This window comes from Ferrimicrobium acidiphilum DSM 19497 (assembly GCF_000949255.1).
Taxonomy (GTDB): domain Bacteria; phylum Actinomycetota; class Acidimicrobiia; order Acidimicrobiales; family Acidimicrobiaceae; genus Ferrimicrobium; species Ferrimicrobium acidiphilum.
Map to the genome: position 1 here is coordinate 158791 of NZ_JXUW01000002.1, position 24915 is coordinate 183705.

At 54.3% G+C, this 24915-nt stretch carries 18 protein-coding genes and 1 tRNA gene; 8 read left to right on the forward strand and 11 right to left on the reverse strand.

Going from position 1 to position 24915, the window contains the following annotated elements:
- Positions 1–8: 8 nt before the first annotated feature.
- The 3 genes from FEAC_RS01700 to FEAC_RS01710 are packed head-to-tail and all read right to left on the reverse strand — an operon-like array spanning position 9 to position 3285.
- Positions 9–1592: a DNA repair protein RecN gene (locus FEAC_RS01700; RefSeq protein WP_035388403.1), complete on the reverse strand. Its 1584-nt coding sequence runs from the start codon at positions 1590–1592 to the stop codon at positions 9–11.
- The gene (locus FEAC_RS01705; protein WP_052565213.1) at positions 1585–2472 is read right to left on the reverse strand and encodes an NAD(+)/NADH kinase; all 888 of its coding nucleotides are present in this window, start codon (positions 2470–2472) and stop codon (positions 1585–1587) included. The genes FEAC_RS01700 and FEAC_RS01705 overlap by 8 nt, the downstream gene beginning before the upstream one ends.
- A 12-nt stretch (positions 2473–2484) precedes the next feature.
- On the reverse strand, positions 2485–3285 hold the full coding sequence (locus tag FEAC_RS01710) for a TlyA family RNA methyltransferase (RefSeq protein ID WP_152623016.1): 801 nt from the start codon (positions 3283–3285) through the stop codon (positions 2485–2487).
- Between the two features lie 154 nt (positions 3286–3439).
- On the opposite strand from FEAC_RS01710, the gene FEAC_RS01715 reads away from it, so the two are divergent.
- Positions 3440–4216, forward strand: coding sequence for an enoyl-CoA hydratase-related protein (locus FEAC_RS01715; protein ID WP_035388405.1), 777 nt, complete (start codon positions 3440–3442; stop codon positions 4214–4216).
- A gap of 342 nt (positions 4217–4558) precedes the next feature.
- A complete protein-coding gene (locus FEAC_RS01720; RefSeq protein ID WP_152623017.1) occupies positions 4559–5185 on the forward strand; it encodes a phosphatase PAP2 family protein in 627 nt (208 codons plus the stop codon).
- Positions 5186–5225: 40 nt separating this feature from the next.
- Here FEAC_RS01720 and FEAC_RS01725 read toward each other — a convergent pair whose 3' ends face one another.
- Entirely contained in the window at positions 5226–6404 is a 1179-nt protein-coding gene (locus FEAC_RS01725; protein WP_052565217.1) for an MFS transporter, read from the reverse strand.
- A 255-nt stretch (positions 6405–6659) separates the two neighbouring features.
- Here FEAC_RS01725 and FEAC_RS01730 point away from each other — a divergent pair, with 255 nt between their 5' ends.
- From FEAC_RS01730 to FEAC_RS01745, 4 genes are all read left to right on the forward strand, one after another.
- Positions 6660–8519, forward strand: coding sequence for an ABC transporter substrate-binding protein (locus FEAC_RS01730; protein WP_081900953.1), 1860 nt, complete (start codon positions 6660–6662; stop codon positions 8517–8519).
- A 103-nt stretch (positions 8520–8622) separates the two neighbouring features.
- Entirely contained in the window at positions 8623–9567 is a 945-nt protein-coding gene (locus tag FEAC_RS01735; RefSeq protein ID WP_035388409.1) for an ABC transporter permease, read from the forward strand.
- 21 nt (positions 9568–9588) lie between these two features.
- Positions 9589–10539 (forward strand): ABC transporter permease, encoded by a 951-nt coding sequence (locus FEAC_RS01740; protein WP_082055609.1) that lies wholly within the window; start codon positions 9589–9591, stop codon positions 10537–10539.
- A 58-nt stretch (positions 10540–10597) separates the two neighbouring features.
- Complete coding sequence (locus FEAC_RS01745) at positions 10598–12190, forward strand: LCP family protein (RefSeq protein WP_035388412.1); 1593 nt, start codon at positions 10598–10600, stop codon at positions 12188–12190.
- A gap of 1010 nt (positions 12191–13200) precedes the next feature.
- Here FEAC_RS01745 and FEAC_RS01750 read toward each other — a convergent pair.
- On the reverse strand, positions 13201–15240 hold the full coding sequence (locus FEAC_RS01750; protein WP_052565220.1) for an ABC transporter ATP-binding protein: 2040 nt from the start codon (positions 15238–15240) through the stop codon (positions 13201–13203).
- Between the two features lie 135 nt (positions 15241–15375).
- Between FEAC_RS01750 and FEAC_RS01755 the strand changes: the two genes are divergently transcribed.
- Positions 15376–15463, forward strand: a tRNA-Leu gene (locus tag FEAC_RS01755).
- Between the two features lie 344 nt (positions 15464–15807).
- Here FEAC_RS01755 and FEAC_RS01760 read toward each other — a convergent pair.
- The 3 genes from FEAC_RS01760 to FEAC_RS01770 all read right to left on the reverse strand — a co-directional run bounded on the left by FEAC_RS01760 (position 15808) and on the right by FEAC_RS01770 (position 19293).
- On the reverse strand, positions 15808–16746 hold the full coding sequence (locus tag FEAC_RS01760) for a hypothetical protein (RefSeq protein ID WP_035388414.1): 939 nt from the start codon (positions 16744–16746) through the stop codon (positions 15808–15810).
- 351 nt (positions 16747–17097) lie between these two features.
- Positions 17098–18621, reverse strand: coding sequence for a histidine ammonia-lyase (gene hutH / locus FEAC_RS01765; RefSeq protein WP_035388415.1), 1524 nt, complete (start codon positions 18619–18621; stop codon positions 17098–17100).
- Between the two features lie 171 nt (positions 18622–18792).
- Positions 18793–19293 carry a GNAT family N-acetyltransferase gene (locus tag FEAC_RS01770; RefSeq protein ID WP_160290306.1) on the reverse strand — a complete coding sequence of 167 codons (501 nt, stop codon included), beginning with the start codon at positions 19291–19293 and terminating at the stop codon, positions 18793–18795.
- Positions 19294–19351: 58 nt separating this feature from the next.
- On the opposite strand from FEAC_RS01770, the gene FEAC_RS01775 reads away from it, so the two are divergent.
- Positions 19352–20086, forward strand: coding sequence for a Type 1 glutamine amidotransferase-like domain-containing protein (locus FEAC_RS01775; protein WP_035388416.1), 735 nt, complete (start codon positions 19352–19354; stop codon positions 20084–20086).
- 81 nt (positions 20087–20167) lie between these two features.
- Here the strand turns inward: FEAC_RS01775 and FEAC_RS01780 are convergent, their stop codons facing one another.
- From FEAC_RS01780 to pgi, 3 genes are read right to left on the reverse strand one after another with little or no spacing between them, the layout of a single operon-like run.
- Positions 20168–21241, reverse strand: coding sequence for a transaldolase (locus FEAC_RS01780; RefSeq protein WP_035388419.1), 1074 nt, complete (start codon positions 21239–21241; stop codon positions 20168–20170).
- Positions 21241–23226, reverse strand: coding sequence for a transketolase (tkt, locus tag FEAC_RS01785; protein WP_035388420.1), 1986 nt, complete (start codon positions 23224–23226; stop codon positions 21241–21243). Before tkt ends, FEAC_RS01780 begins: the two co-directional genes overlap by 1 nt.
- Positions 23223–24878 carry a glucose-6-phosphate isomerase gene (pgi, locus tag FEAC_RS01790; RefSeq protein ID WP_236684580.1) on the reverse strand — a complete coding sequence of 552 codons (1656 nt, stop codon included), beginning with the start codon at positions 24876–24878 and terminating at the stop codon, positions 23223–23225. Before pgi ends, tkt begins: the two co-directional genes overlap by 4 nt.
- Positions 24879–24915 lie beyond the last annotated feature (37 nt).

Here is a 24915-nt window from a genome sequence, read left to right on the forward strand (position 1 = left end):
CTTCCGATTCAGTATACGTCACTTCGGTCGGCGAATCGTGCGATTAGATCTTTCGCATGTTCTTGAGCTTGGGGCGAGTCAGCGTGGCCCGAGAGCATGCGGGCGATCTCGCGCACGCGTTCGGACCCGGTCACAACCTGGAGTGATGTAGCAACCTGATCGGTTGTGGTCGATTTTGTGACCACGACATGCTGATCTGCAGCTGCGGCAATCTGAGCTAGGTGTGTCACTACCAGCACTTGATGACGGCCCGCCATAGAGCGGAGAACCTCAGCTATGCGTAGCCCTGTGGAACCGCCGATGCCAGCATCGATCTCGTCGAAGATAAGCGTCGGAGTTGATGCTCCTGCCACCCTAGCGATAGCAAGCATCAGACGCGAAAGTTCACCGCCCGATGCCACCTTCCCAAGCGGCATAGGAGGAATACCGGGGTTCGCGGTAAAGAGGAAAGTTGGAACTATACGGTCGGGATCATCAAAAGTAATCCTGCACTGAGCACCGACGAGGGCCACCTCGGTCAGCATCGCCTCAACCTTACCAACTAAGTCCTCTGCGGCTCGATGGCGTGCGCTGCGAAGGTCATGAAGCGCCACCTCAATCTGTGGAGCCAAGGAGGTGAGTTTGGCTATGATTTCGGCCTCGGAACTTTCGGAATCCTCTAAGTCAGAACGTTCTAGCTCAAGGCTGGACTGTGTCTGTAGCACGTCGTGGAGAGTGCCACCAAAACGTCGCTTCATCGCCACCAATACACCAAGTCTGTCTTCGAGTTCAGCCAGCGCTTGCGGATCCTCGAACTCGTTCTCCAACGCAATCCGACTGTCATGGGCCAGGTCATCGAGTTCATCCATCAGCGCCACAAGTCGGTTGCTGAACTCTGGCATAAGCTCCTTGGCCTGTGAGTTGAGTTTGCCGACCTCATCGGTAATCCCGGCCTCTCCGACAAGTAGATCGTGGAGGGCGGATAAGAACTGCTGACGATCACGCGTCAATGCAAGGCGTGCAATCCGTTCCTCAATTTTCTCATCCTCCTCCGGATCCTCAAGCTTGGCATCGCGGAGTACTCCAAGTTCGTAGTTGACGAACTCGAGCCGACGCATGCGGTCGTTGCCACGGGTGCGTAACTCGGCGAGCTCCGCCTCAAGCCTTGTGGCCTCTGCCCGCAACTCACGAAGCAGGCTATCGTCGATTGAGCCGAATTTATCTAGGATGAGAAGCTGCGCCGACGGCTGAGTGAGCGTGGCCGCAAGATGCTGCCCAAAGATCTCAACCTCGTGGGCGGTTCGCTCACTGAGTTCAGCAAGCGTTACCGCCTCTCTGTCTATACGCACCTGATTTCTGCCTGTGTTGGTAAGTTCTCGGCGTAGCAGCACCTGTGTGCCGTCTGGGTCAAGTTGAGCTGCTACCCGTGCTCTGTCGCCGTGGGGGCCGATCAGTTCCGGGGAGCCGCGTGCACCAAGGAGAAGGCCGAGCGCGGTTGTCAGTAGGGTTTTACCTGCCCCTGTCTCGCCCGTGATTACCACCAATCCAGTCTGAAACTCTAGTTCGGCATATTCAATCACACCCAGATTCTCGACGATCAGCGATTCAAGCACCGTAGGTCTCTCCAGCGCTACTCTGAGGTTCGTTTAGTCGGAACTTTCGTTTAACGATGTCGTAGAAGGGTACGTCAGCAACTCGGATAAGACGCACAGGTTTGGGGTGTGCGCTAATCGTGACTGAGTCCGGCGGCATCAATGAATGGACCACCTGACCATCTACCATCACAGATGCGTTGGGCCCACGATCAAGATGAAAGCCAACTTCCTGGTCAATAGCAAGTACAAGCGAACGGTCAAAGAGCATGTGGGGAGATAGTGGAGTCAATATGATGGCCTGTAATTGTGGAGCAACAATCGGGCCGCGTGCCGACAGATTGTAGGCAGTAGACCCCGTCGGTGTTGCGATGATGAGACCGTCAGCCTCGTAGCGCAGAAAACGTTGACCACCCAGACTCACATCTCCACGTATCACATGTCCAGAGACTTGCCGCTCCACCACGACTTCGTTGAATGCGATGACGCTCTGAATCCCATCTCCCACCTGAAATCGAGCCACAAGCGCTAGCCGTTCCTCAACGCTGAACTCCCCGGCGAGGATGGAACCAAGAGCTGTGATCATATCGGCAGGTTCGACTTCGGTAAGGTAACCTAGCTGGCCCAGGTTGACCCCGAGTGCAGGAACGCCTTGGCGATGTGCAGATGCCATCGCGCGCAGCATCGTTCCGTCGCCCCCGAGGCAGACGACCGCATCAACGACGGGGTCGTCGGGGCCCGCCTGCCAGTGGTGCTCGCCAGTCCAAATAGAGGTCGATTTCTCCTCCGCCAGGAGTTGAACACTCTGGCAACCATTGGCCTCCAGATAACTCTTTGCCTCGAGGAAGAGAGTGGTACTCTCGGAATGGGCGGGGTGTAGCACAAATCCCAAGGTCATCATTACAACGAGAGCCTAGTTCGTTCCCAGCACATCGGCGATAAGACGCTTGTAAGATGAATCTTGTTTAGAGATTGAATATCGAGAAGCTGGGAAAAGATGGACAAAAAATTCCTGATTGCCCTTCGACCCCTTTCTCCTCGATCGCACTAGCTGTTGAGGAAAGAGTCCATGGTCTGCAAGGTCGTCGAGAACAGCCTCTAACACGCCTGCATGGAGGTCAGCGTCTCGAATCACCCCTCTGTGTCTAGATGCCACCTCTCGATCCACCTCGAACTGCGGCTTGATGAGAAGCAAGAGTTGCGTCTCCGCCCCTGAAAGTAACCGCAAACTTGTCGCAATTTTAGTCACCGAGATGAAGGAGACATCGACCGTCACCAGATCGGGTGGATTTGAGAGTGGCCATAGGAACCCTCGAATATCAGTCTGCTCGTGGACGGAGACACGAGCATCCTTGCGTAGTTGCGCGTCGAGCTGTCCAGTACCAACATCGACGGCGATCACGGATCTTGCGCCCCTATCGAGCAGAGCTTTAACAAAGCCCCCTGTGGAGGATCCGACATCGAGGCAGGTCATGTCTGCTGGTCTGATGTCGCAGTCGCTCAGCGCTCCATCGAGTTTGTCATAGCCGCGCGGGCGCCAGTCTCGCGTTCTTAGGAGCTCGATCGCATCGGTGTTGGCAACGAGACGTGCGGGCTTGACGGCCAAAGAACCGTTTACGAGCACTTGTTGATCATCAATCAGGAGTTCAGCTTGAGCTCGAGATCGCACTAGGCCCCGCTTTTGCATGGCGATATCTAGGCGTTGTCTAGCCACGAGACTCAGCTCCTGGAATGAGTCGCCGACAACGCCCTCGTGACTGGTTGAGGCGATCGTCCATAGTCCGAGTGTAACCGACAATCGAGTGGAGTTATTCAGCCGCAGATCTACGTTCGAATCGAGTAGATTAGCCAGAAAGGGGGGCTCTCATATGGCATCATATAGATACGTTCAGGTTCATAGCGACCGTGATTTTACGGTCATCACTATGGACAGACCAGCTAAGAGGAACGCACTCTCGCTAGCACACATGGAGGAGCTGTTAGATGCGTTCACTGAGGCCGGCAAGTCGGAGGTCCGAGGCATAATCCTGGCGGCGAATGGACCTGTTTTCTCCGCGGGCCACGACTTCTCCGAGATGGCAGGACAGGACTATGCCTACATGGATCGACTACTTCATACCTGCACCCGCCTCATGCTCACGATCGCCGACCTAGCGCAACCGGTGATAGCCCGTGTCAATGGGCTCGCGACCGCGGCTGGGGCTCAGCTAGTTGCCAGCTGCGACTTAGCCGTGGCTTCATCCAGCGCAGGCTTTGCAGCACCAGGTGGTAAGGGTGGATGGTTTTGCCACACTCCTATGGTTGCCATCGGCCATTCAATCGGGCGCAAACGCGCAGCAGAGATGGCCATGACGGGTGACACCATCGACGCTTTTACCGCGCTCTCTTGGGGTTTGATTAATCGAGTGGTAGAGCAAGATCAACTAGATGAGGCGACTATGGACCTGCTTGAACGCGCAACGCGCGGTTCGCGCTACTCCAAGGCACTTGGGAAGCACTCCCTCTATAACCAGTTGGATCTTCCGATTGCCGATGCGTACTCGGTTGCGATTGCCGCCATGGCGGGTGCCTCGCAGACCCACGATGCTCAAGAAGGGATGGCGGCTTTCCTGGAAAAACGGGCTCCGGAGTGGACAGACCACTAGCTGGCTCTACATCGCTGGGCCTGCTGGCTTGTAATACCTATAAGGCTCGCCCCCACTACCGAATGCGACGATAAGTGTGATTGTCGAGTCGCGATCCACGGCGAGTAGATAGCAACCGGTCCCGTGTTCATCGATCGTTCTCTATAGTCAAGCCCTGGCGAGTGCACCTCTGTGTTCATCGACGCCGTATCGGTCGAAATCTAAATATACAGTGTGTAAAACGGCATCGCAAGCCTGGCGAGCTTCTATTTTTGAGTGCATCGATCGCTGATCTTCCTGGAGTTGAAGGCGCTCCTGACTCAGACGCGGTCCAGGTTCAGTATTGACTAATAGCTGATTATCGTGGTTGTCGTGATGAACACCCCAGCCAGATACCGAAGCCTACGTCAGAGGCTCACTGATCTAGACCTAAAAATCATCGCGATGATGGCCAATAGCCACGACAGCTGGCCACCTCTCGATCAGTTGGCCACCTATCTGGCCAACTACGCGCCACATCTCTACGCGTTGGGATTTATCGGAGCATGGTACGCGCTCGATCCAGATGACGTGGAGAGTCGCTCTATGATTGTGCGTTCGGTAATCGCTGGAGGCACGGCTGTATTGACCGCCAGAGTTGTCTCTCAGCTAGTACCACGCACCCGCCCATTCGCGGTCTCGGATGTGTCTATCACCGGTCTAATTGACCACCGGCCATCTCACTCATTCCCCTCTACTCACTCCGCAGGCGCTACCGCCTTTGTCGTCGGGCTAGGCTCCAAACCTGCTGGATTGTCATCTATATTTCGCCCGCTTACCTTGGGTGTCCTGGGTTCAAGGATCTATTCGGGCGTGCACTGGCCCACAGATGTAGGAGCTGGCGCCCTCGTAGGCGCTGGCATCGGATATGTTGTCAAGGCCGATATCCTCCGTCGGAGGCAGCATCAACTGACGGAACTTATTATTGGCCTCACGCCGATGCTTCGGTGATACCTTTAACTAAGGACTCACTAAGAGCAGATCACTCCGGTCAGCCTTCACGTTGAGCTATCTCTCGCAGGAGCAACGATCGTCCTCTCATGACGGCTAAGGCGGCGAAGATGACCAAGATCGCTGCAAACCGCCAAGCGCTCGGATACCCTAGGTGATCGACGATAAGGCCAAATGCCAGAGGTCCAAAGACCGATCCGGCGAACGCTCCAGCTTGTGTGATCCCGGTGGCGTGCCCCGTCGCCTCCGGGTGAGTAAGAGCAACGGCATAGTTGAAGACACCGTTCCATCCCCATCCTGCGGCGTAGGCGAGCACTGCGGCGACCACAATGAGTGGCCTAAACCCGAAGCTTAGAAGAATGTAACCAAGCGCACCAAGCGATAGCATGATGGCGACTACAACAAAATGGTTACCGCTGCGTCGATCGGCAAAATAGCCCGAAGCTACTCGAGTGATAAGGGAGGCCAAACTACCAATCGACGCCATATAGCCCGCCGTTCCGGCGGCTACCCCGATATGAACGGTGGAGCTGATGAAGAAGGCTCCAAGACCGTTTGCGGCTCCGGCCCCGAGCCCAATACCGACTGCTAAAAAGATCAGCGGCTTTAGTACCACGGTTGTCTTCACAGATCGTGGCCCGGCAGTCGCATCTACTTGCCGGTATTTTGGGAGCAACAGCGTGACTACAAGGGCGATGCCCGCAGCGCCAACATATGCGTATCTCCAACCAAACGCGAGCGCAACAAGTGGAACCGACATGCCGGCTAGCAGAGTAGAGACCGGAATAGCCGCCTGCTTCACACCAAAGGCGAACCCTTGGCGCGCCAAGTGAACACGGCTCGTCAAGTAGAGATTCACCGCCGGTTGCATTGCTCCATTGGCAACCCCTCCCACGATTAGCGCAACGAGAATTACCGTGAACGACCCGCCTACGCTCGCGATGGCGACAAGTGCTAACGTTGCCGCAACCCCAGATAGCCGCATAATGCGCTCAGCTCCGATTCCAGCCACCCTAGGTGCGATAAATAAAGAACTTGGAACTGCCGCAGCGAAGAACCCGGCGACCAAGAGACCGAGCTCGCTAGAGCTCAATCCAAGATGGCGCCGGATGACAACCGCCAGTGCGCCAGTGAGGAACACTGGCAGCGTCGTGATAGTGGTTGCGGCTATCGATAGTGCGAGCGTTACCGCACCACGGTCCCTTCGATCGAATCTCAAACTTTGCCTTTTCTGAAAAATTGCTTAAGATTTGCTTAAGTTCATGCCTTCCGTATTTATACATTAGTATGAAAATCAGCAGAAAGATTGCATAATCAATCTCTTAGGATGACCAAAATGCAAAAGTTTTGTGTGAAATCTCAAAGAACCCCGGGTATGAGTGGCGTATTTCATGCACAGATAGCGTAACATAACTTCGACCCCTGCACGAAGTAGTGCAAGGGAACGAGATACATGGGAGGAATTGGGGAACCAATGAAGAAAACGTCAAGGCGGAGGACCGCCGCAATTATAGGGACCACCGCTGCGGCAGCAATGTTGCTTGCAGCCTGTGGCTCGAGTTCGTCCACTACGAAGTCAAGCAGCACAAGCACATCGACCGCGACCACTAAGGTCAAGGGTGGAACGGCCTACTTCGCCGAAGGCCCGGGGGCTAGCCCAAACTACATCTTCCCGCTGACACCAAGCACCAACTTTTCGGTTGACAACCTAGCTCGGTTCCAGATCTTGATGTATCGTCCGCTCTACTTCTTTGGTGTTGGCAACAAGGCTGAGCTCAACACGAGCCTGTCGTTGGCCAATACTCCGGTCTATTCAAATAACAACAAGACGGTTACGATTACTCTAAAGAAGTACAAGTGGTCTAATGGTGAGTCGGTAACCTCGCGCGATGTCATCTTCTGGATGAATCTACTCAAGGCGAACAAGTCCGCCTGGGCAGCCTATGTTCCTGGTGCCTTCCCGGACAACGTCGTCTCCTATTCGGCACCGAACGCCTCGACTGTGGTCTTCCAGCTGAATAAGTCCTACAGCCCAACCTGGTTCACCTATAACGAGTTGAGTCAGATCACCCCTCTGCCAATCGCATGGGATCGTACCTCGCTGAGCCAGCCAGCACCAAGCCCGACGGCTGCGAATCTACCAGACACCACCACAGCTGGTGCCGTGTCTGTCTATAAGTTCCTGAACGCACAGGCGGGTGACCTCTCAACCTATGCGACGAGCCCGATCTGGTCGGTGGTAGATGGTCCATGGAAACTGAAGAGCTTCACTACCGCTGGTAAAGCTGTCTTTGTTCCAAATGCCAGCTATTCAGGTCCGGTCAAGCCATCGCTCTCTCAGTTTGTTGAGCTGCCGTTCACCTCGACTTCGGCTGAGTTCAACGTCCTTCGCGCTGGCAATAACGCGATCACCTATGGCTATCTGCCGGTCACCGACCTCTCGCAGAAGTCCTACGTAGAGTCGATTGGCTACAAGGTTAATCCTTGGATCGACCTTGGCTTTGACTACTGGGTAGAGAACTACAACAACCCGACCTATGGGCCTCTGTTCAAGCAACTCTACTTCCGCCAGGCTCTCCAGCACCTCGTTGACCAGCCTGCTTGGATCACCAGCTTCTTGAAGGGTTATGCGGTACCGAGTTATTCGCCAGTACCGTTGGCACCAGCGAACCCGTTTGCTGATGCGAACTCGAAGACAAACCCATACCCCTACTCGGTCACGGCTGCCAAGAACCTTCTTACCTCCCACGGGTTCAAGTTGGTCAACGGGGTCATGACCTGTGAGAGTCCAGGAACCGGTGCAACTAACTGTGGTGCGGGTGTATCAAGGGGTCTGGCGCTCAACCTCAACCTTCAGTACGCCAATGGCAATACCTCGGTTACCCAGGAGATGGATGCCTATGCCTCAGCGGCCAAGCAGGCGGGCATCAACATCACCTTGAGTTCTGCCAGCTTTAATACCGTGATAACCAACGCAGCCCCGTGTACATCCTCACAGGCGTCTTGCAAGTGGGAGATGGAGAACTGGGCCGGTGGCTGGGAGTACAGCCCGGACAACTATCCATCAGGTGGTGAACTCTTTGGCGCCGGTTCGGGTTCGAACTTCGGAAGCTACTCGAGTTCTACGGCTAACAGCTTGATTGCGGCGACCCATACGTCCTCCAATCCTCAGGCTGCGCTCAATGCTTACCAGAACTACATGGTAAAGCAGCTGCCGGTTATCTATCAGCCTTCACCTGACAACTCGATCTCGTTGATCTCGAGCAAGCTTGGTGGAGTTACCCAGAACCCGTACCTGAATCTCACACCTGAGACCTGGTACTTTACTAAGTAATTAACTGCAACATCTACTATGACGACCCTGTTCTCCAGCAATTATGCCGGGAACAAGGGTCGTCATTGCATTACCGATACTAATTGCCGCTAGAGGGGAAGCTATGGTTGGTTACACCATCCGTCGAATAATCCAGTCGATCATCGTCCTGTTGGGCGTATTGGTTATCATGTTCATTCTGCAGTCGCTACTGCCGAATCCAGCACGAGCCATTGTTGGCGTCCATGCATCGCCGGCGGTGGTGCATGCTTTTATCGTGCAGAACTATCTGAACAAACCTTTCTACTTCCAACTATGGCACTATCTTTACGAGGTCATCTGGCAGCACACACTTGGAACCTCTTACAAACTCAATGAGTCCGTGGGTTCGATCCTGAAGCGCGATGCACCAAAGTCCTTTCTTCTCGTTGGTGTGGCCCTTCTAATCTCTATAGTTGTCGCAATTCCTATCGGAATTTTCCAGGCAGTTCGGCGAAATAAAGCATCTGATCAGGCGGTTACCGGGCTGTCGTTCGTCCTCTATGCAATGCCCACGTTCTTCCTTGGAGAGCTTTTAATCCTTCTCTTCTCCGAGTACTTTCATCTCCTTCCGGCGGAGGCACCACAAGGCTCCACGGTTGGACAGATTTTGGCTCAACCTACCGGTCTTATACTGCCGATCGCCACGCTTGCGCTCGTCAACTTCGCCGGTTACTCGCGGTTTATGCGTTCTTCTGCCATCGAATCCTTGGCCCAGGATTTCATTAGAACTGCTCGTGCCAAAGGGCTCTCGGAGCGAGTGGTGCTTTTTAAGCACATGCTGCGCAACTCTCTAATCCCAATCGTCACCTTGATTGGGTTAACGCTACCAGCGGTACTCACTGCTGGCCTTATCACCGAGTTCCTCTTCAACTTCCCTGGCATTGGATCGGACTATATCACCGCCCTTACCAGCCAGGACTATCCAACAGCTTTGGGGATAACACTCATCGTCGCGGTCTTTACAGTCCTTGGGAACTTGCTCGCTGACATCGCATACGCAGCCCTCGATCCGCGCGTACGTTACTAAACAGGAAGGACGTTTCGCAACATGTCAATCACTGAAGACCTCAACCCTGAGATCGAGCGCGAATTTGCAGCACCCTTCGCAGGTCCCAATCTGCCAACTACGCCAGAGGGAGGTGAAGTCAGTGGATCAGGTTCTGCCTGGCGACTGATTGTACGCTCCTTCTTTGATAACAAGCTCGGCATCTTGGGGGTCACTATCTTGGTGCTCCTCTTGCTCTTCAGCTTCGCAGGGCCACTGTTCTATCATTCCGATACCACGGTGGCGACCTATAACATCAATTTACCCCCTGGCCCAGGACATCCGCTTGGAACCGATCCGAGTGGTCGTGATGTACTTGGCCGGCTAATGACTGGTGGCCAGGATAGCTTGATCATCGGTATAATTTCGGCACTCGTCGCTACCATTATCGGCACTCTCTGGGGGGCGATCTCTGGCTTCTTCGGCGGTGCGGTCGACACGATTCTCATGCGAATCGTCGACGTCATGCTCGCCATCCCTACGATCTTTATCCTGTTGTACCTAGAGACGATATATCACCCGACGGTGCTATTGCTTATTATCACCATATCCATCGTCTCCTGGCTAACAGCAGCGCGCCTGGTGCGAGGTGAGACCCTTAGCCTCCGCACGCGAGAATATGTCCGGGCGGTGAAGATAATGGGCGGTGGGCGACTTCGAACCATCGTACGCCATATCATCCCGAACACCATTGGCGTGGTAGTGGTGCAGGCTACATTCACAGTCGCCAACTCCATCCTTTTGTTAGCCACGTTGGGATTTCTCGGCTTTGGACTCGCTCCACCGGCTGCAGACTGGGGATCGATGCTCTCTGGTGGTGTTAACTATATCTACGACGGATATTGGTGGCTTATCTATCCAGCAGGTATCCTGATCGTACTCACAGTGTTGTCCTTCAACTTCATCGGTGACGCTATGCGTGATGCCCTCGAAGTTCGTCTGCAACGGCGTTAAGGAGCGCTGAGATCTGCGCTGCGTCCAAGCTCACGATGTCTACTAGCCTGTTCGCATTGTGACTCATCAGCATCAAAAGAAGGTTGTCAGATCTGCCAAGTTACGCCGTCGGCGTAGACTCGTTACCGTACTTGCCGGACTGTTGGCTCTGATCCTAATTCTCGGAGTTGGTGGATACCTATACGTTCACTACCGCTTCAACCAGATCGGCCGTGTAAATGTCAATGGGCTTACGGTTCAGGCCGCTGGTGGCAAGCCGGAGAACATTCTCTTGGTTGGCAACAATAGTCGTTGTACTCTCCAGAAGTATTCGAGCTTCTATAAGAAGCAAAATTCGCACTTTGGTACCTGTTCACAGGTCGGCGGTGGACGTAGCGATGTGACCATGGTGCTCCACCTGGATCCTGCAACTCATTCGGCCTACCTGCTCTCGCTACCACGCGATCTTTGGTTGCCGATGCCAGGTGGCAACGGCCTTGAATTACGTATAGACGATACACTCAACTCGGCCGAGGACTCCTATCTGCACCTCAAGTTCGGCCCAACGATGCTAGTAAAGGCTATTCAACAGGACTTGGGGATTCCTATTAGCCACTATGTCGAACTCAACTTTTACACCTTCGAGAAGGTGGTAAATACGCTCGGCGGTATAACAATCGATTTTCCAACTGCTCTCAAAGACCATTACTCTGGACTCAACATTACAAAAGCTGGATGTCAGCATCTGAACGGAACGCAAGCGCTTGCCCTGGTACGCGCTCGTCACCTCTACTACTATGATCCGACAACCGGGAAGTGGCAATACGACGGAACTGGTGACCTCGGTCGAATACAGAGGACACACATCTTTCTACGCGTGCTCGCATCGGAGATCAAGGCATCTGCACTTTCAAATCCGATCAACGCCAATGCGCTATTAGGCTCCATTCTCCCGGCCCTTAAGGTAGATCAAGGTTTTACTTTGAGCGACCTAGTGTCACTGGCACTCACATATTCTCATGTCAATCCAGGAGCTATTCCAACAGCTACGCTTCCGGTAATTATTCCAAATGGAAGCTTCCACGACCTTGCCAATCCCTCCAATTACCAAGCTCCAGGATCTATCGTGCTCCCCTATCAGCCCAACGATCTTACCCAGATCTCTAAGTTCCTGGGGTCAAGCGCCACCAACTATCAAGCAGTCAAGCCGAGCTCTGTGACGGTCTCAGTGCTGAACGGTTCCGGTGTAACCAATGAAGCGGCACAGACCGCTTCAGCACTTCACACACTCGGGTACAAGATCGCCTCCATTGGCAATGCCACCTATGCGGGTAGTGACTCGGAGGCAGTGGTCTCCTACCGTCCCGGTGACTTAGCGATGGGGGAAAAGGTGCTTTCATCGTTGACTGGACAGGCGATCGTGGCACAGGGCCCAAGCAACCAATCCGCTGACGTCGTAGTTACCACAGGCTCAACCGTGGCTGTCACGCCCCCACCGAGTTCCAGTTCCTCTTCCTCTTCCTCCTCGACTTCAAGTAATAGCTCCTCATCCTCCTCGACTTCGGGGAGCAGCAACCTGCAGAGTGTCACTCAACTCGCCAACACAAATCTCTGGAATGCCTCACAGCCTGCGAGCTGGTGGGATCCGAAGGCGTGTCCTGCGAAGAGTTGAGGTTACCAACTCAGAGATGAACCCCCCGAGATTTACAAGAGGATCGCACAGTTGTCAATGCTCTTTTGATCATCTGCCATGCATGCAGTGTTTGTAGGATATCGTTAATGGGAACTTCCGCCCAATTCGGTTGTGAGCGCGTAACCCTCCGCAGATTTGAACTGTTCTAGTATTGGTTTGTCAGTTTAGTTGCGAGTGGTTAATCGAAGGGATTGTCGAGCTGGCTACTTGATTACCCTGCCTTTCAGATCCGCCGGAACGCCTCTGGGGGCCCGTGGTAATAGGTCGGGCGTGCGATGATAACAGCTATGACACTACGTTAGGCTGCAAATAACGTCTCTAGCGATGAATCAACCCAAGTTGGCGGCGAGAGTTTGTTTGAGGGAGTTCTATCAGCGATGTCGATATGTTTGTATCAGATCCGTGTCAGGAGTGAAATCCTTGGGTTCTGCAAGCTCCCAGGTTAGACACTTGGCTTGGCTGTTAGTCGAGGCTGGAGACCACTGCGGACAGACTCTGTCACTAGCAATTCATCGTTTTACTGCGTCCTTAACGTGACAATGGGAAGGTTACGGAGACCCTCGATCTATCCCTTGACAAGCAAGTTCATGGTTCGTGAGCTCTCTCTTCTCCACTACCCTGTCTCTGTCTGGAACGAGAACAACCTGAAGGGATAACAGCGGTCGATGTGACTTAGACCGGATCTCGACGCTCTTCCCATTGACAAACCGTCTAGTGCATGGCCAAGACTCAGAATAGCGGCGAAGGGACGAGCCAGGATCACCGGAGCCTGGTGTCGCGCCGGTAGGCATAGTGAACTGGTAGAAGATCTCAAAGACTTCTCGGGGGCAAGCTGAGTAGACCCAAGAATAACGAGGTTACCTGAGCCCTCCTCATCGGAGCGACTCGCCGTCCATGTTCATTCAACTGCGATAGCTAGATCTGAGTATTTGCAAGGTAAAACGCACATTCGACTGCCGTCGGAGGTCGCGACGCGGTCTGGCAGCCCGTTAGCTTACAGCCTCAGCCTCTGCGAACCGCGGGGCGTTTGCCATTGGGAAGAAACAGGCTGCATAGTGCTCGTCACCAAACTTGGTGTAATCTGGCAGTTCCTCGGCACAGCGATCCTGCGCATAGGCACACCGGGTTCGAAAGCGACAACCGGAAGGTGGTGTAATCGCAGAAGGTATCTCACCTCGGACGGTACCATGTTCCTTGGCAAGCTCAACCTCTGGGTTAGCCTCGGGCACGACATCTAGCAACATATGCGTGTAAGGGTGTTTTGCCCGTTGGAAAATATCGGCTTCAGTACCTATCTCGACAAGCTTTCCGAGATACATCACAGCGATGCGGTCTGCCATAAATCTAACGACAGACAAATCATGGGAGATAATGATGTAGGTAAGATCATGTTCTGCCTGAAGATCCTTCATCAGATTTAGTACCTGAGAGCGAATCGACACGTCAAGCGCCGATACCGGCTCATCGGCGACGATGACGTCGGGTTGGAGCGCGAGCGCTCGTGCTAATCCGATGCGCTGTCGCTGCCCACCAGAGAACTCATGAGGATAGCGGTCGGCTGCCGTAGGCGAGAGTCCAACCTCTCGAAGCAGGCGAGCTACGGTGACATCACGTTCGCGCTGAGTTCCCATACGATGAATGGTGAGTGGCTCTGAGAGGATATCCTTCACACGCATTCGTGGATCCAAAGACGCGTACGGGTCTTGGAACATTAGTTGGAGATCACGACGGACTGACTTTAGATAGTGGCCTCCGTCCTTGATGATCGACTTGCCCTTGAAACGGATGTCACCATCAGTCACATCCTCCAGCCCAACGATCATGGAACCGGTTGTTGTCTTGCCACAACCAGACTCACCTACGATGCCGAAAGTCTCGCCTCGGTAGACCGAAAAGGAGACATCGGTCACCGCTTTTACCGTGCCAATCTTCCGTTGCACCAGTGCGCCTTTTGTGACAGGGTACTCCTTGACAACATGGTCGAGTTCGATGATCGCTTCACGGCCTGTCTTAGAAAGAGCCTGATCTCTCCTTACGATCTTGACTGGAATTCGATCGGGTGCCGAGACCGGATAAAAACATGTGAACGGATGTGGGTAACCATCGGGAGTCTCAAATGGTGGCTCCTCGACACGGCAGCGATCCTGGACATAGCGGCATCGGGGCGCGAACCGACAGCCAACCAGATCAGTACTGAGATCTGGCGGCAGTCCAGGGATGGAATACAACCTCTCAGGAATCGCCCCTTCTAGAGGAGGAATGGAAGCCAGTAATGCCTCGGTGTATGGGTGATAAGGCATCTGGAAGAGTTCCTTGGCTGGAGCGAGTTCGGCTACCCTACCTGCGTACATGACGACTACATTGTCAGCGCGACCAGCGATGACACCCATGTCGTGGGTAACGAGAATCATAGCCATCGATAGTCGATCTTTCAGGTCCTCAAGAAGTTCGAGAATCTGTGCCTGTATCGTAACGTCCAACGCGGTGGTGGGCTCATCAAGAATAAGCAACTTTGGATCACAGGTCAACGCCATAGCTATCATTACTCGCTGGCGTAGTCCACCGGACAGCTGGTGTGGAAAATAGGTCAGGCGCTCTTTCGGATTCGGCATGCCTACCAAGGAGAGAACTTCGATAGCCCGGGCTTCCGCATCAGTCTTGTTCATCCCTAGATGGAGGCGAGCGGTCTCTGCTATCTGATCACCAATCGTCAAGACTGGGTTCAATGATGTCATCGGGTCTTGGAATACCATGGCAATGTCGTTGCCACGATATTTACGCATCTGACTCTGTGAAAGCTTTGTAAGATCAACTCCATCGAAAAGGATCTCACCACGGGGCATATAACCGCCCGTGGGCAACAATCCCAGAACTGACATGCCAGTCATAGTCTTGCCCGAACCGGACTCGCCTACCAGTCCGACCGTCTCCCCCACATTGACTTCAAAACTCACACCATCGACCGCTCTAACCTCGCCCTTGCGCAGTCGGATGTGGGTGTGTAGATCATTGATCTCCAACAGTGGCACGTGCGTTCCCCTTACCTCGGTGGCCTTCTAGTATGCTATCCGGTAAACGCATATTCGAAGCTACGTTCTCAATCAGAAAACTTCATAGATGCGTGAGTCGTTTGGCTCCACCCTTGGTAGTATGATTTCTCTCGAGTCGGAGTGGCGGAATAGGTAGACGCGCTAGGTTGAGGGCCTAGTGACCGATAAGGTCGTGCGGGTTCAAGTCCCGCCTCCGACACCACACTCGCTTGTGGCAGTATCTGGCCGCTTGTCACAGCATTTGATATTTTCCCGCTGTCTGATAGCCGACCATAGAGCCCATTGCCTTACTGTTACTTTGTCCCGTGGATCCGGCGGATCGGTTGATATCGTATCTGCACCTTCCCCAACCGTGAATAGCGTGCCCAGTGTTAGAGTTGAGTCGAGGCATACCGACATAAGTCTGGTGGTCTAGCACCAAGGCTCAATCCTGGCCAAGCTGATAGTCGTTTCTATTCGCTAGCATGAGGTCTGGGATCATCTTGTTTCACTGGCTGTATCGGCCGCAGCAATTCAGGAACGCTTCACGCGGCTGGAGTGCGGAACTCAGTGATCAGCCAGACTGTGGAGGTGCTTCTTGAAGTTCATTCGCATCCTTCGCATGAGCTCCACGAGCTGGAGTTGGATCTCATCCCATTCGCCGTCAGGCGACGCGTAACCGCCTGGCATCATTACTGCTATTCGAAAGTTACCAGGGCTCAAAGACTCCCATAGAAGCACATCAGGTACCAGGCCTGCTTCAAGTTCACCTCGACGAGCCAGTAACGCCTGGAAGATCCGGTTCGCCTCGTTGCGACGCTCTCGCGTACCAATAATCCGAATCTCCGCGCCACACTCATAGGGTTCTACCAGGAAGTTATAGGTTACTCCAGGAAGTCGAGTGAGCCGATGGACTACCGAAGCGGACCCCTTCGTAGCTGGCACCATGACTGGTGCGTAACTTTGGGAGCCAAGATGCTCAAAAAATGCAAGTCTTAGATCGCTATGGTCCATCAGGCTGCGGCGCTCCGATTCCGCCGATCGGATTAAGTTAGAGGGACCAAGAATGCGAGTTAAAAGATGAGTCGCAGTACCGTCAGAACCCTTCAAGCACTGCACCTGAATCAGATAGAAATTAGCGATGCCACTTCTATTTAACCATCCGACAGCGCTGACGTGCTCCGCAGTAATATCCTCAACAATCCATACTGCAGTCCCAGCCTGCAAAACACTTGCGTATGTTATCAGACGTCCTAGGCCAGCATTGCCGCTACGGCTAAGGCTGACCTCTATAACCGCCGGTCTCCCCTCTGCATCCTCAGCCAGAAGATCAACAGCGTACGAACTGTTGACACGTCCTCGCTGAACGCTCACGAACGGGAGGTCGAGCATATCGTTCAACGCTGATGGATGATCGACGAACCAGTCTATTAACTCCTGCGAGCCTCCTCGCCAAACCTCTCGAGCCGAAACTCGTAACGGTCTTCCTATGACCTGCTGAGTCACTGACACCCTCCTTGGCAAGGCCCTATGGCTTTCAGTCAACACGACGCCGACTTCGCGCTCTAGGCTCTTAATTCTACTGCGATGTGATCCATCGTCGAGGGGTTTACGAATATTTACACATCGTTACCTACTAGATGTAATTCGTTTGCTCGCCCACAATTTTGTTTCAATGGATGGCGTCAATTACGTCTGATAAATAGGTACTATCAGTACTCATGCAACCACTATTTGTGATCTGAGTACGCCGAGCAAGCATCCGTTGGAACCCGGTACGATCGAATTCGTGTCAACGATGGAGTACAAAGTCGAGCCAGCGTTAGCTCGGTCTGCCTATTTAGGGGAGAATCAGTCTCACTCTTGCTCGGTCAAGAACTCGCATGGACAAAAACCGCCAATGACTCCTCCCTCCACGAGTCCCAAGGCTGCCTGAATATCAGGTGCCATGTAGTGGTCGACATCATAGTGTGGAACCACTTCACGTAGACAACTAATGACATCACTCAGGATCGCGCTGGTTGAGACCGGTGCCCGCAGCTCAATCCCCTGAACTGCTGCGAGTAGCTCTATAGCGATGATCGTAGCTACGTTGCGTGCAAGCGGAGCTAGTCGACGTGCTGCAAACGTCGCCATCGAGACATGATCCTCCTGGTTTGCTGAAGTTGGGATAGAATCTACTGAGGCTGGATGGGCAAGACTCTTATTCTCTGATGCGAGAGATGCTGCTGTCACATGCGCGATCATAAAGCCTGAGTTGACTCCTCCGTTTTTAACCAGAAATGGAGGAAGACCGCTCAAGGTCGCATCTATTAGAAGGGCTATTCGGCGCTCGGCGAGCCCTCCAATTTCGCTCGCTGCGATAGCAAGAAAGTCACAGACCATTGCTACGGGCTCGGCATGGAAATTGCCCCCCGAGAGTACCTCGTTGTTCTCTGTAAACACAAGTGGGTTGTCGGAAACTCCATTGGCCTCCACCAACAACCTATCTCCACACCAACCAAGGACCTCTAAAACGCTACCCATGACCTGCGGTTGACATCGCAGACTGTAAGGATCCTGTACTTTCTCGCAATCCTGATGCCACTGCGTTATCCCAGATCCGTTGAGGAGACTCAGATACGCTCGTGCAACCGCTTGCTGACCAGGGTGTCCTCGGACAGCCTGGATGCGTGGATCAAAAGGTACCACCGAGCCTGCAGCAGCATCCACGGAGAGTGCTCCGGTGACAATAGCAGATCGGGCGACCTGATCGATTGCAAACAGACCTTCGATCGCAAGGGCAGTCGAGACCTGGGTTCCATTGAGAAGCGCAAGTCCCTCCTTGGGTTTAAGGACCACCGGTTCCCTATGCAGCCTCCTCAGCCCCTCGAGAGCTGGCACCGTTTTCCCTTCTATCCTGACTTCGCCAACTCCAATCAGCGTTGCCGCCAGATGAGCGAGCGGTGCAAGGTCGCCAGAGGCGCCAACCGATCCCTGAGATGGAATCACAGGTAGGATGTCGTTTTCCAAGAAGGCGATCAGGAGCTCCATCAGCTCTACAGTTATACCCGAAAATCCCTGTGCAAGGCTTGCGATCTTTAGCAGCAAAACCATGCGGACTACCATGTCAGTAAGTGGTTCGCCGACACCAACCGCATGCGATAGGACGAGATTGCGCTGTAGGAGCTCAAGTTCAGAGGGCGCAATCTGAGTATTCGCCAATCTCCCGAAACCAGTATTGATTCCATATGCAGGAGCCGGATCCTGTGCGATCCTGTTCACGGTGTCAGAGGCGCTCCGGATAACTTCCCAAGAAGCCAACGGAAGTTCGATTGCGTCGACTCCCTGTCTAACTTGGCGTAGCTGTTGCAGTGTCAACGCCCCTGGCTGAATTTGCATTACTCTCCCTCATTCGTCTACGAATATGCCCTAAACCACCACCCAATTAAGCTAGCCCGCTCTGCGCCACCGCCGTCAACCCAAAAAACGTTCGAAGCTTACAACCACAGCTGAATCGAGCAACCGGTCGAGACGGCCAGCAATTTGTAGATCTCAAGTGGACCAATAGCGTCAATCAACCAGCGCACGCCGGTAACAGAGGAGTTCAACCTCAGGGAAACTGAGGTCGCGATCGGGTACACGTGAAAACGCCATATGCTCATACAGGCTTTGGGCAGCCACCATCTTCTTGTCGGTATGGAGCAGGAGGGCTCCCTTGTCGTGCTCCACAGCTCTTACCAAACACTGGCCCACGAGCATCCTGGCTACACCGAGGCGTTGGAATTTAGGGTCGACGCCCAACATTCTGAGCCCTGCCTCACCCTCAATGAGACCCTCGGCGAACTCTGAGTTGTGGTCCAACACCAGCGTTGTGCATCCCGTGAGCTCCAGACCGAGAAAGCAACCAAGGACAGTAGCCTTGGTAAGCCGCTCCCCCACCTCAGCAACCCGATCCAGATAGCCATCGGCGGTGCCGTTGGGGTAAATCTGTTGGTAAGCCTGTCTCAGGAGCTCACCAGCACGATCAGCAAAACTGGCGTCTAATTCGCGTACTATTAACTGTCTAGTCACCTCACTAAGTCTAAAGAAGATATCAGCGATCACGAGTTTTGCTTTCTACAATGGAACCATGACAGACCGAGAGCCCACAATCCTTGCTACCTCAGGCGGACTCATGCGAGGTCGACGCACTGAAGTGGCCTTTGGCCCACTGCTGAACTACGCCCTGGAACTCAGCGGCGTTGATAAGCCGCAGCTCCTATACGTGGGTACAGCGATGGGAGACGAGGCCGGTCATGGTCTGCGCATGATCGAAGCAGGCCAGGAAGCTGGGATCGCAGTGGATCTGCTTAGACTTTTCCCGATGCCAAACGCCGATGACCTGAGTGGCTACGTACTCAGCCACGATGTGATCTGGGTGGGCGGAGGAAGCGTCGCCAACCTACTCGCCCTTTGGCGACTTCATGGCCTTGACACAATTTTGAAGGAGGCGTGGAGGGCTGGGGTTGTACTAGCTGGCGTCTCCGCCGGCTCGCTATGTTGGCATATCGGAGGAACGACCGACTCCTTCAGTCCAGATCTCTCCCCAGTGACCAACGGATTGGCGCTGCTACCCTACTCCAACGGAGTCCATTATGATTCCGAACCCCGGAGGCGTCCACTGTTCCAGCAGCTGATCGCAGATGGTACTCTGCCCAACGGTTATGCGACAGAAGACGGTACTGGACTTGTCTACCAAGGAACACGGTTGATTGAAGCTGTAACGGAGATTGAAGGGAAGACAGCGTACCGAGTTGAACGCGACGACGACGAAGTCCACGAAACTGCAATACCGACACGGCTGCTCACGAACTCAAAACACTGATAGCACCAGCAACGAACAGTCGCACTGCGTGGTACCTGATCTATGTTGTGGAGAACTTCCGATCGCCGACGCCAAACATTCCTAGTGCTTTAGTTTCTGTGCTACCAGGTCCAGGAGGGAATTCCAATCATCGGTAAAGCTTTTGGCACCTTCTACCTGTAGTTGCGCAGCGAGATCCTCAAGATCCAGGCCAGCTGCGGCTAGTCGGCTGCATGTCTCTTGCGAACGCTCCAATGCGTTATCGAAGATTGGATCGATCTCCCCATGGTCGTCAAATGCAAGGAGTGTCCCCTCGGGCATCGTGTTCACGGTTCCGGGAGCTGCTAATGCTGACACATAGAAGGTGTCTGGATAGTCTGGGTCCTTTGTGGACGTTGAGGCCCAGAGAACGCGCTGCATCCTATCAACTCCGTTACAGAGCTCCTGGCAGCGTTCTGTCGCGAGTATCTGTTGATGAGCTGCCCAGATACCCTGCATGATGGCGAGTCCAGTCTGTTGTTGTAGTTCGGAGGGCAGCTTTGGATTCGCAGCTGAATCCCATCGGGAGACGAAGACCGACGCGACAGAGGGTACGTCAAGGCTAAGCCCTGCACGCTGGCGTAGTTCGAGTCCATCCAAAAAGGCGGTGGCAGCTGCGACATAGTGTTCGACTCCGAAGAGCAGTGTGACGTTGATCCCGATTCCGTCCGCGATCAGATCACGGATCGCCTGCGCCCCGGCTGCAGTCCCCGGCACCTTGACTAGAACATTCTCCAACGTAAAACGACTGCGCAGTCGACGCGCCCATGATATCGTCTCAGGGACCGAGTTCGCGTACTCCGGTGGAACCTCGATCGATATGAAGCCATCCCGGCCACCACTGGCCTCCCAGGCTCCATGGAGGAGTTTCGCGGCGTCGGTCAAGTCAACGATGGCCAGTTCGTAGATCATCTCCTCTGGGTCGAGGACACCCCCAGCCTCGAAGCGTCGGAGCGCTAAGTCATAGTCGTCTGAATGCCCAATTGCATGGGCGAGAATTGAGGGGTTCGATGTGAGTCCGGTGATACCTACATCCTTTACGTAATGCGCTAGCGTTCCGGTATCAAGCAGTTTCCTAGATATCGAATCGAGCCAAACACTTTGCCCCAATGTCGCTAGTGATCGAATACCTTGCATTACTTACCTCCAAGTATCGCGCGAACTGAACCTACCACTTGCTCCGGCGTGAATCCAAAGGCCTCTAGGACCTCATCCTTTCGCCCTGAGCCACCGAACCTATTCATGCCAATGACTGAGTCGACAAACTCGTACCATCCAAACGAAGAGGCAGCCTCCAACGCAACTCTCGGTGCCGTACCGAGCAGGGCCTCCCTCTCCTCGGCGGGACGAGCACGAAGCAACTCCAACGAGGGCACCGAGACCACCCCGGTCATGATGCCTTGACTCTCAAGAAGTTTCGCAGCATCAAGCGCCAAACTTACCTCTGATCCGGTGGCCACCAGGGTGAGGTCATCGCCGTCGCGTAGGCGATGACCGGATAGTGAATCGGTAGACACTTCGGCTGTGCCAGCTAGAACCGGCAACCCTTGACGCGAGAGAACCAGCACCGTAGGTCCCTTAGTACGGCGAAGTGCGAATGCAACACTCGCGCTAGTCTCCCGAGCGTCAGCAGGACGTAAAACGACGATCCCAGGCATGGCCCTCAATCCAGCCAGCTGCTCGACAGGTTGATGAGTCGTACCGTCCTCACCGAGGGCAATGGAGTCATGGGTGAAGATGAACAGCGTATGCAACTCCATGATTGAGGAGAGACGCAGCGCCGGCTTCAGGTAGTCGGAGAACACGAAGAACGTACTGGCAAATGGGAGGAAACCGCCATGTGCGCCAATGCCGTTGGTGATAGCGGCCATGGCATGCTCGCGAACGCCAAAATATATATCTCGCCCCTGGTAATTAGGCCAAGTGATTTGGGTACTGAGTCTAGTTTCAGTTGAACTTTCGACGTCGGCAGCGCCTCCGACTATCTCGGGAATTCGATCGGCGGCGGCACGCAGAGCAGCTCCAAGGGCAACTCGAGTAGAGACCGATGAACCATCTTCGTACTCTGGCCACTCGAACGCCGACTCTCCGAGCACCTGGTCTAGTACACGACGCTTGTACTCTGCGAATCGTTCAGGGTCAGCTGTCGATGCCCGCTGGCAGCAATCGACCCACTCTTCATATCCGGACTGTCGATCGGGTCGCCAAGCAGCATATGCCTCGTCTGGGACTACGAATGGTGGGTGCGGCCACTGAAGCTGTTCGCGAGTGGAGAGCACGGCCTCCGCGCCTAGCGCTGCACCATGAGCTCGATGATCGTCGTGGAATGGGCTCCCCATGCCAATGTGTGAGTTCATGATCACCAGCGTTGGCTGACCCTTGGTCTGCATGGCGGTCAATAGCGTGGCATCCACTTGATCAAAATCATCGACGTCAGTAATCCGCAAAACCCGGAACCCATAAGCCAAATACCGGGTTGCGACCTCTTCGTCCAACGAGAGTGAACTTGGTCCGTCTAGCGTTACCGCGTTGGAGTCGTAGAGGATAGTCAACTTCTCTAAACGAAGATGGCCTGCGAGTGATGATGCCTCAGAGGCGATTCCCTCCATCATGTCACCATCGCCACACAGTACCCAGGTACGGTGATCGACTACCGCCGCCTCCGGAACGTTAAACTCGTCAGCCGCCATTCGCTCCGCGAGCGCAAGACCAACCGCATTGGCGACACCTTGGCCAAGCGGGCCAGTAGTCACCTCCACACCAGGCGTCATGCCTCTCTCTGGGTGACCAGGGCAGCGCGACGGATAACGCCGAAAACGCTTGAGATCATCGATCGCAAGATCGTAGCCGGAGAGATGCAAGGCACCGTAGAGCAACATCGAAGCATGGCCACCTGAGAGTACAAAGCGATCCCTGTCTGGCCAGTCCGGCTGTTTCGAGTCGTGTCGTAGCACTTGAGTGAAGAGCCGGTAGATCACTGGCGCCATTGCCATTGGCGTTCCAGGGTGTCCAGAGTTCGCCTGCTCTACGGCGTCAACTGCCAAAAATCGGAGAGCATTTGAGGCAACGTCATATACGTCGGGAGCCCGCAAGCCTCCAAAGTCTTGCTTCTGATCGGTCATGATGGTCGTCCTCTCATATGTCGATATCGGGAGACAAGATCAACCGTGGAGGCATCGAACGCCCCCAGATCAGGCGCTCCAGCCGATGTTAGCATCGGTACTAGCTCGGATGCCAGCTCCTTGCCAAGCTCCACACCCCACTGATCAAATGAATCGATACCCCAGATGACACCCTGGGTAAAGACGCTGTGCTCGTAGAGCGCGATCAAGCTGCCGAGAACCTCAGGGGTTAAACGTTGCGCCAGTATGGTTGTGGTGGGTCGATTGCCCGGCATCCGTCGGGCCGGCCGTAGGTATTCCGGCACGCCTAGAGCCTCGAGTTCAGCGTCGTTTCGACCAAATGCCAGTGCTCGTGTCTGTGCAAGTCCGTTCGCGAAAAGCAGGTCTTGCTGTGCATCGGGCCCTCCGAGTGGTTCCGCGAAGAGGACAAAGTCCGCTGGTATCAGGATAGTTCCCTGATGCAACAGCTGATAAAAGGCGTGTTGCCCATCGGTCCCGGGCTCACCCCAATAGACCGCACCTGTGCCGTAGTCCACAGTCGAGCCGTCTATTCTAACCGACTTACCGTTGGATTCCATCGTGAGTTGTTGCAGGTAGGCTGGGAACCTTGCTAGTCGTTCGCTGTAGGGAAGCACCGCTTGCGACTGAGTGCCGAAGAAGTTCCTATACCAGACAGAGAGTAGCCCGAGTAGGACCGGGCCGTTCTCGTCCAGCGGCGTCTCCCTTAGATGTGCATCGATTGCAGCAAATCCGCCGAGAAACGATCTGAAGCGCTCGGGCCCGATCGCGAGCATAATAGCGAGTCCGACTGCAGAATCAACTGAATAGCGACCACCAATAAAATCCCAAAATCCAAACATGTTTTCAGGGTCAATTCCGAAGTCTGATACCAGTTTTGCGTTGGTAGATACGGCGACAAAGTGCTTCTCAACTGCGTCGGCGTGATCACCCAGTGATGCGAGAATCCATTGTCTAGCAGCCTTAGCATTGGTCAAGGTCTCAAGGGTTCCAAAAGTCTTCGAAACCACGACGAACAGTGTCGTCTCTGGATCACACACCTCAAAGATGTCGCCGATGGCTGTTGGGTCGATATTTGAGACAAAGTGCATCCGTCGCCCTTTGTCACTGAAGTCATAGAGCGCCCTGGTGACCATCTCTGGACCTAGGTCTGAACCCCCAATGCCGATATTGACAATCGCTGAAAACGGCTTGCCGGTACACCCTCTGCGCTCATTCGAACGAATGGCACGGCTGAGGCGCTCCATGCGTCCCAACACATCCTCAACCTCTTGGCCGACATTGACACCGTCGATTGGTCCGGAGAGGGTTGCACCACGACGCAAAGCGGCATGGAGAACGGCGCGATCCTCGGAGACATTGATATGCTCCCCGGTTAGCATTGCCACGATCGCGTCAGGAAGGAATCGTGCTCTCGCTAGCTCCACGAGAAGGCCAAGCGTCTCTTTGCGAATCAGGTTTTTGGATAGATCGAGGTGTAACGGTCCCACCTCGATTGAACTCCAGTTGAGGCGCCGGGTGTCCTCGGCAAATAGACGTCGCAAATCCGTCTGCTTGATCTCCTTCGCGTGCTGTGTGAGAGCAGCCCACTCGGGAAGCTGTTTAGGCGAAACTCCTGTCACCGGATACGGCACGACTTCCTCCGATCCATTGTCACCCCCATCCTAGACG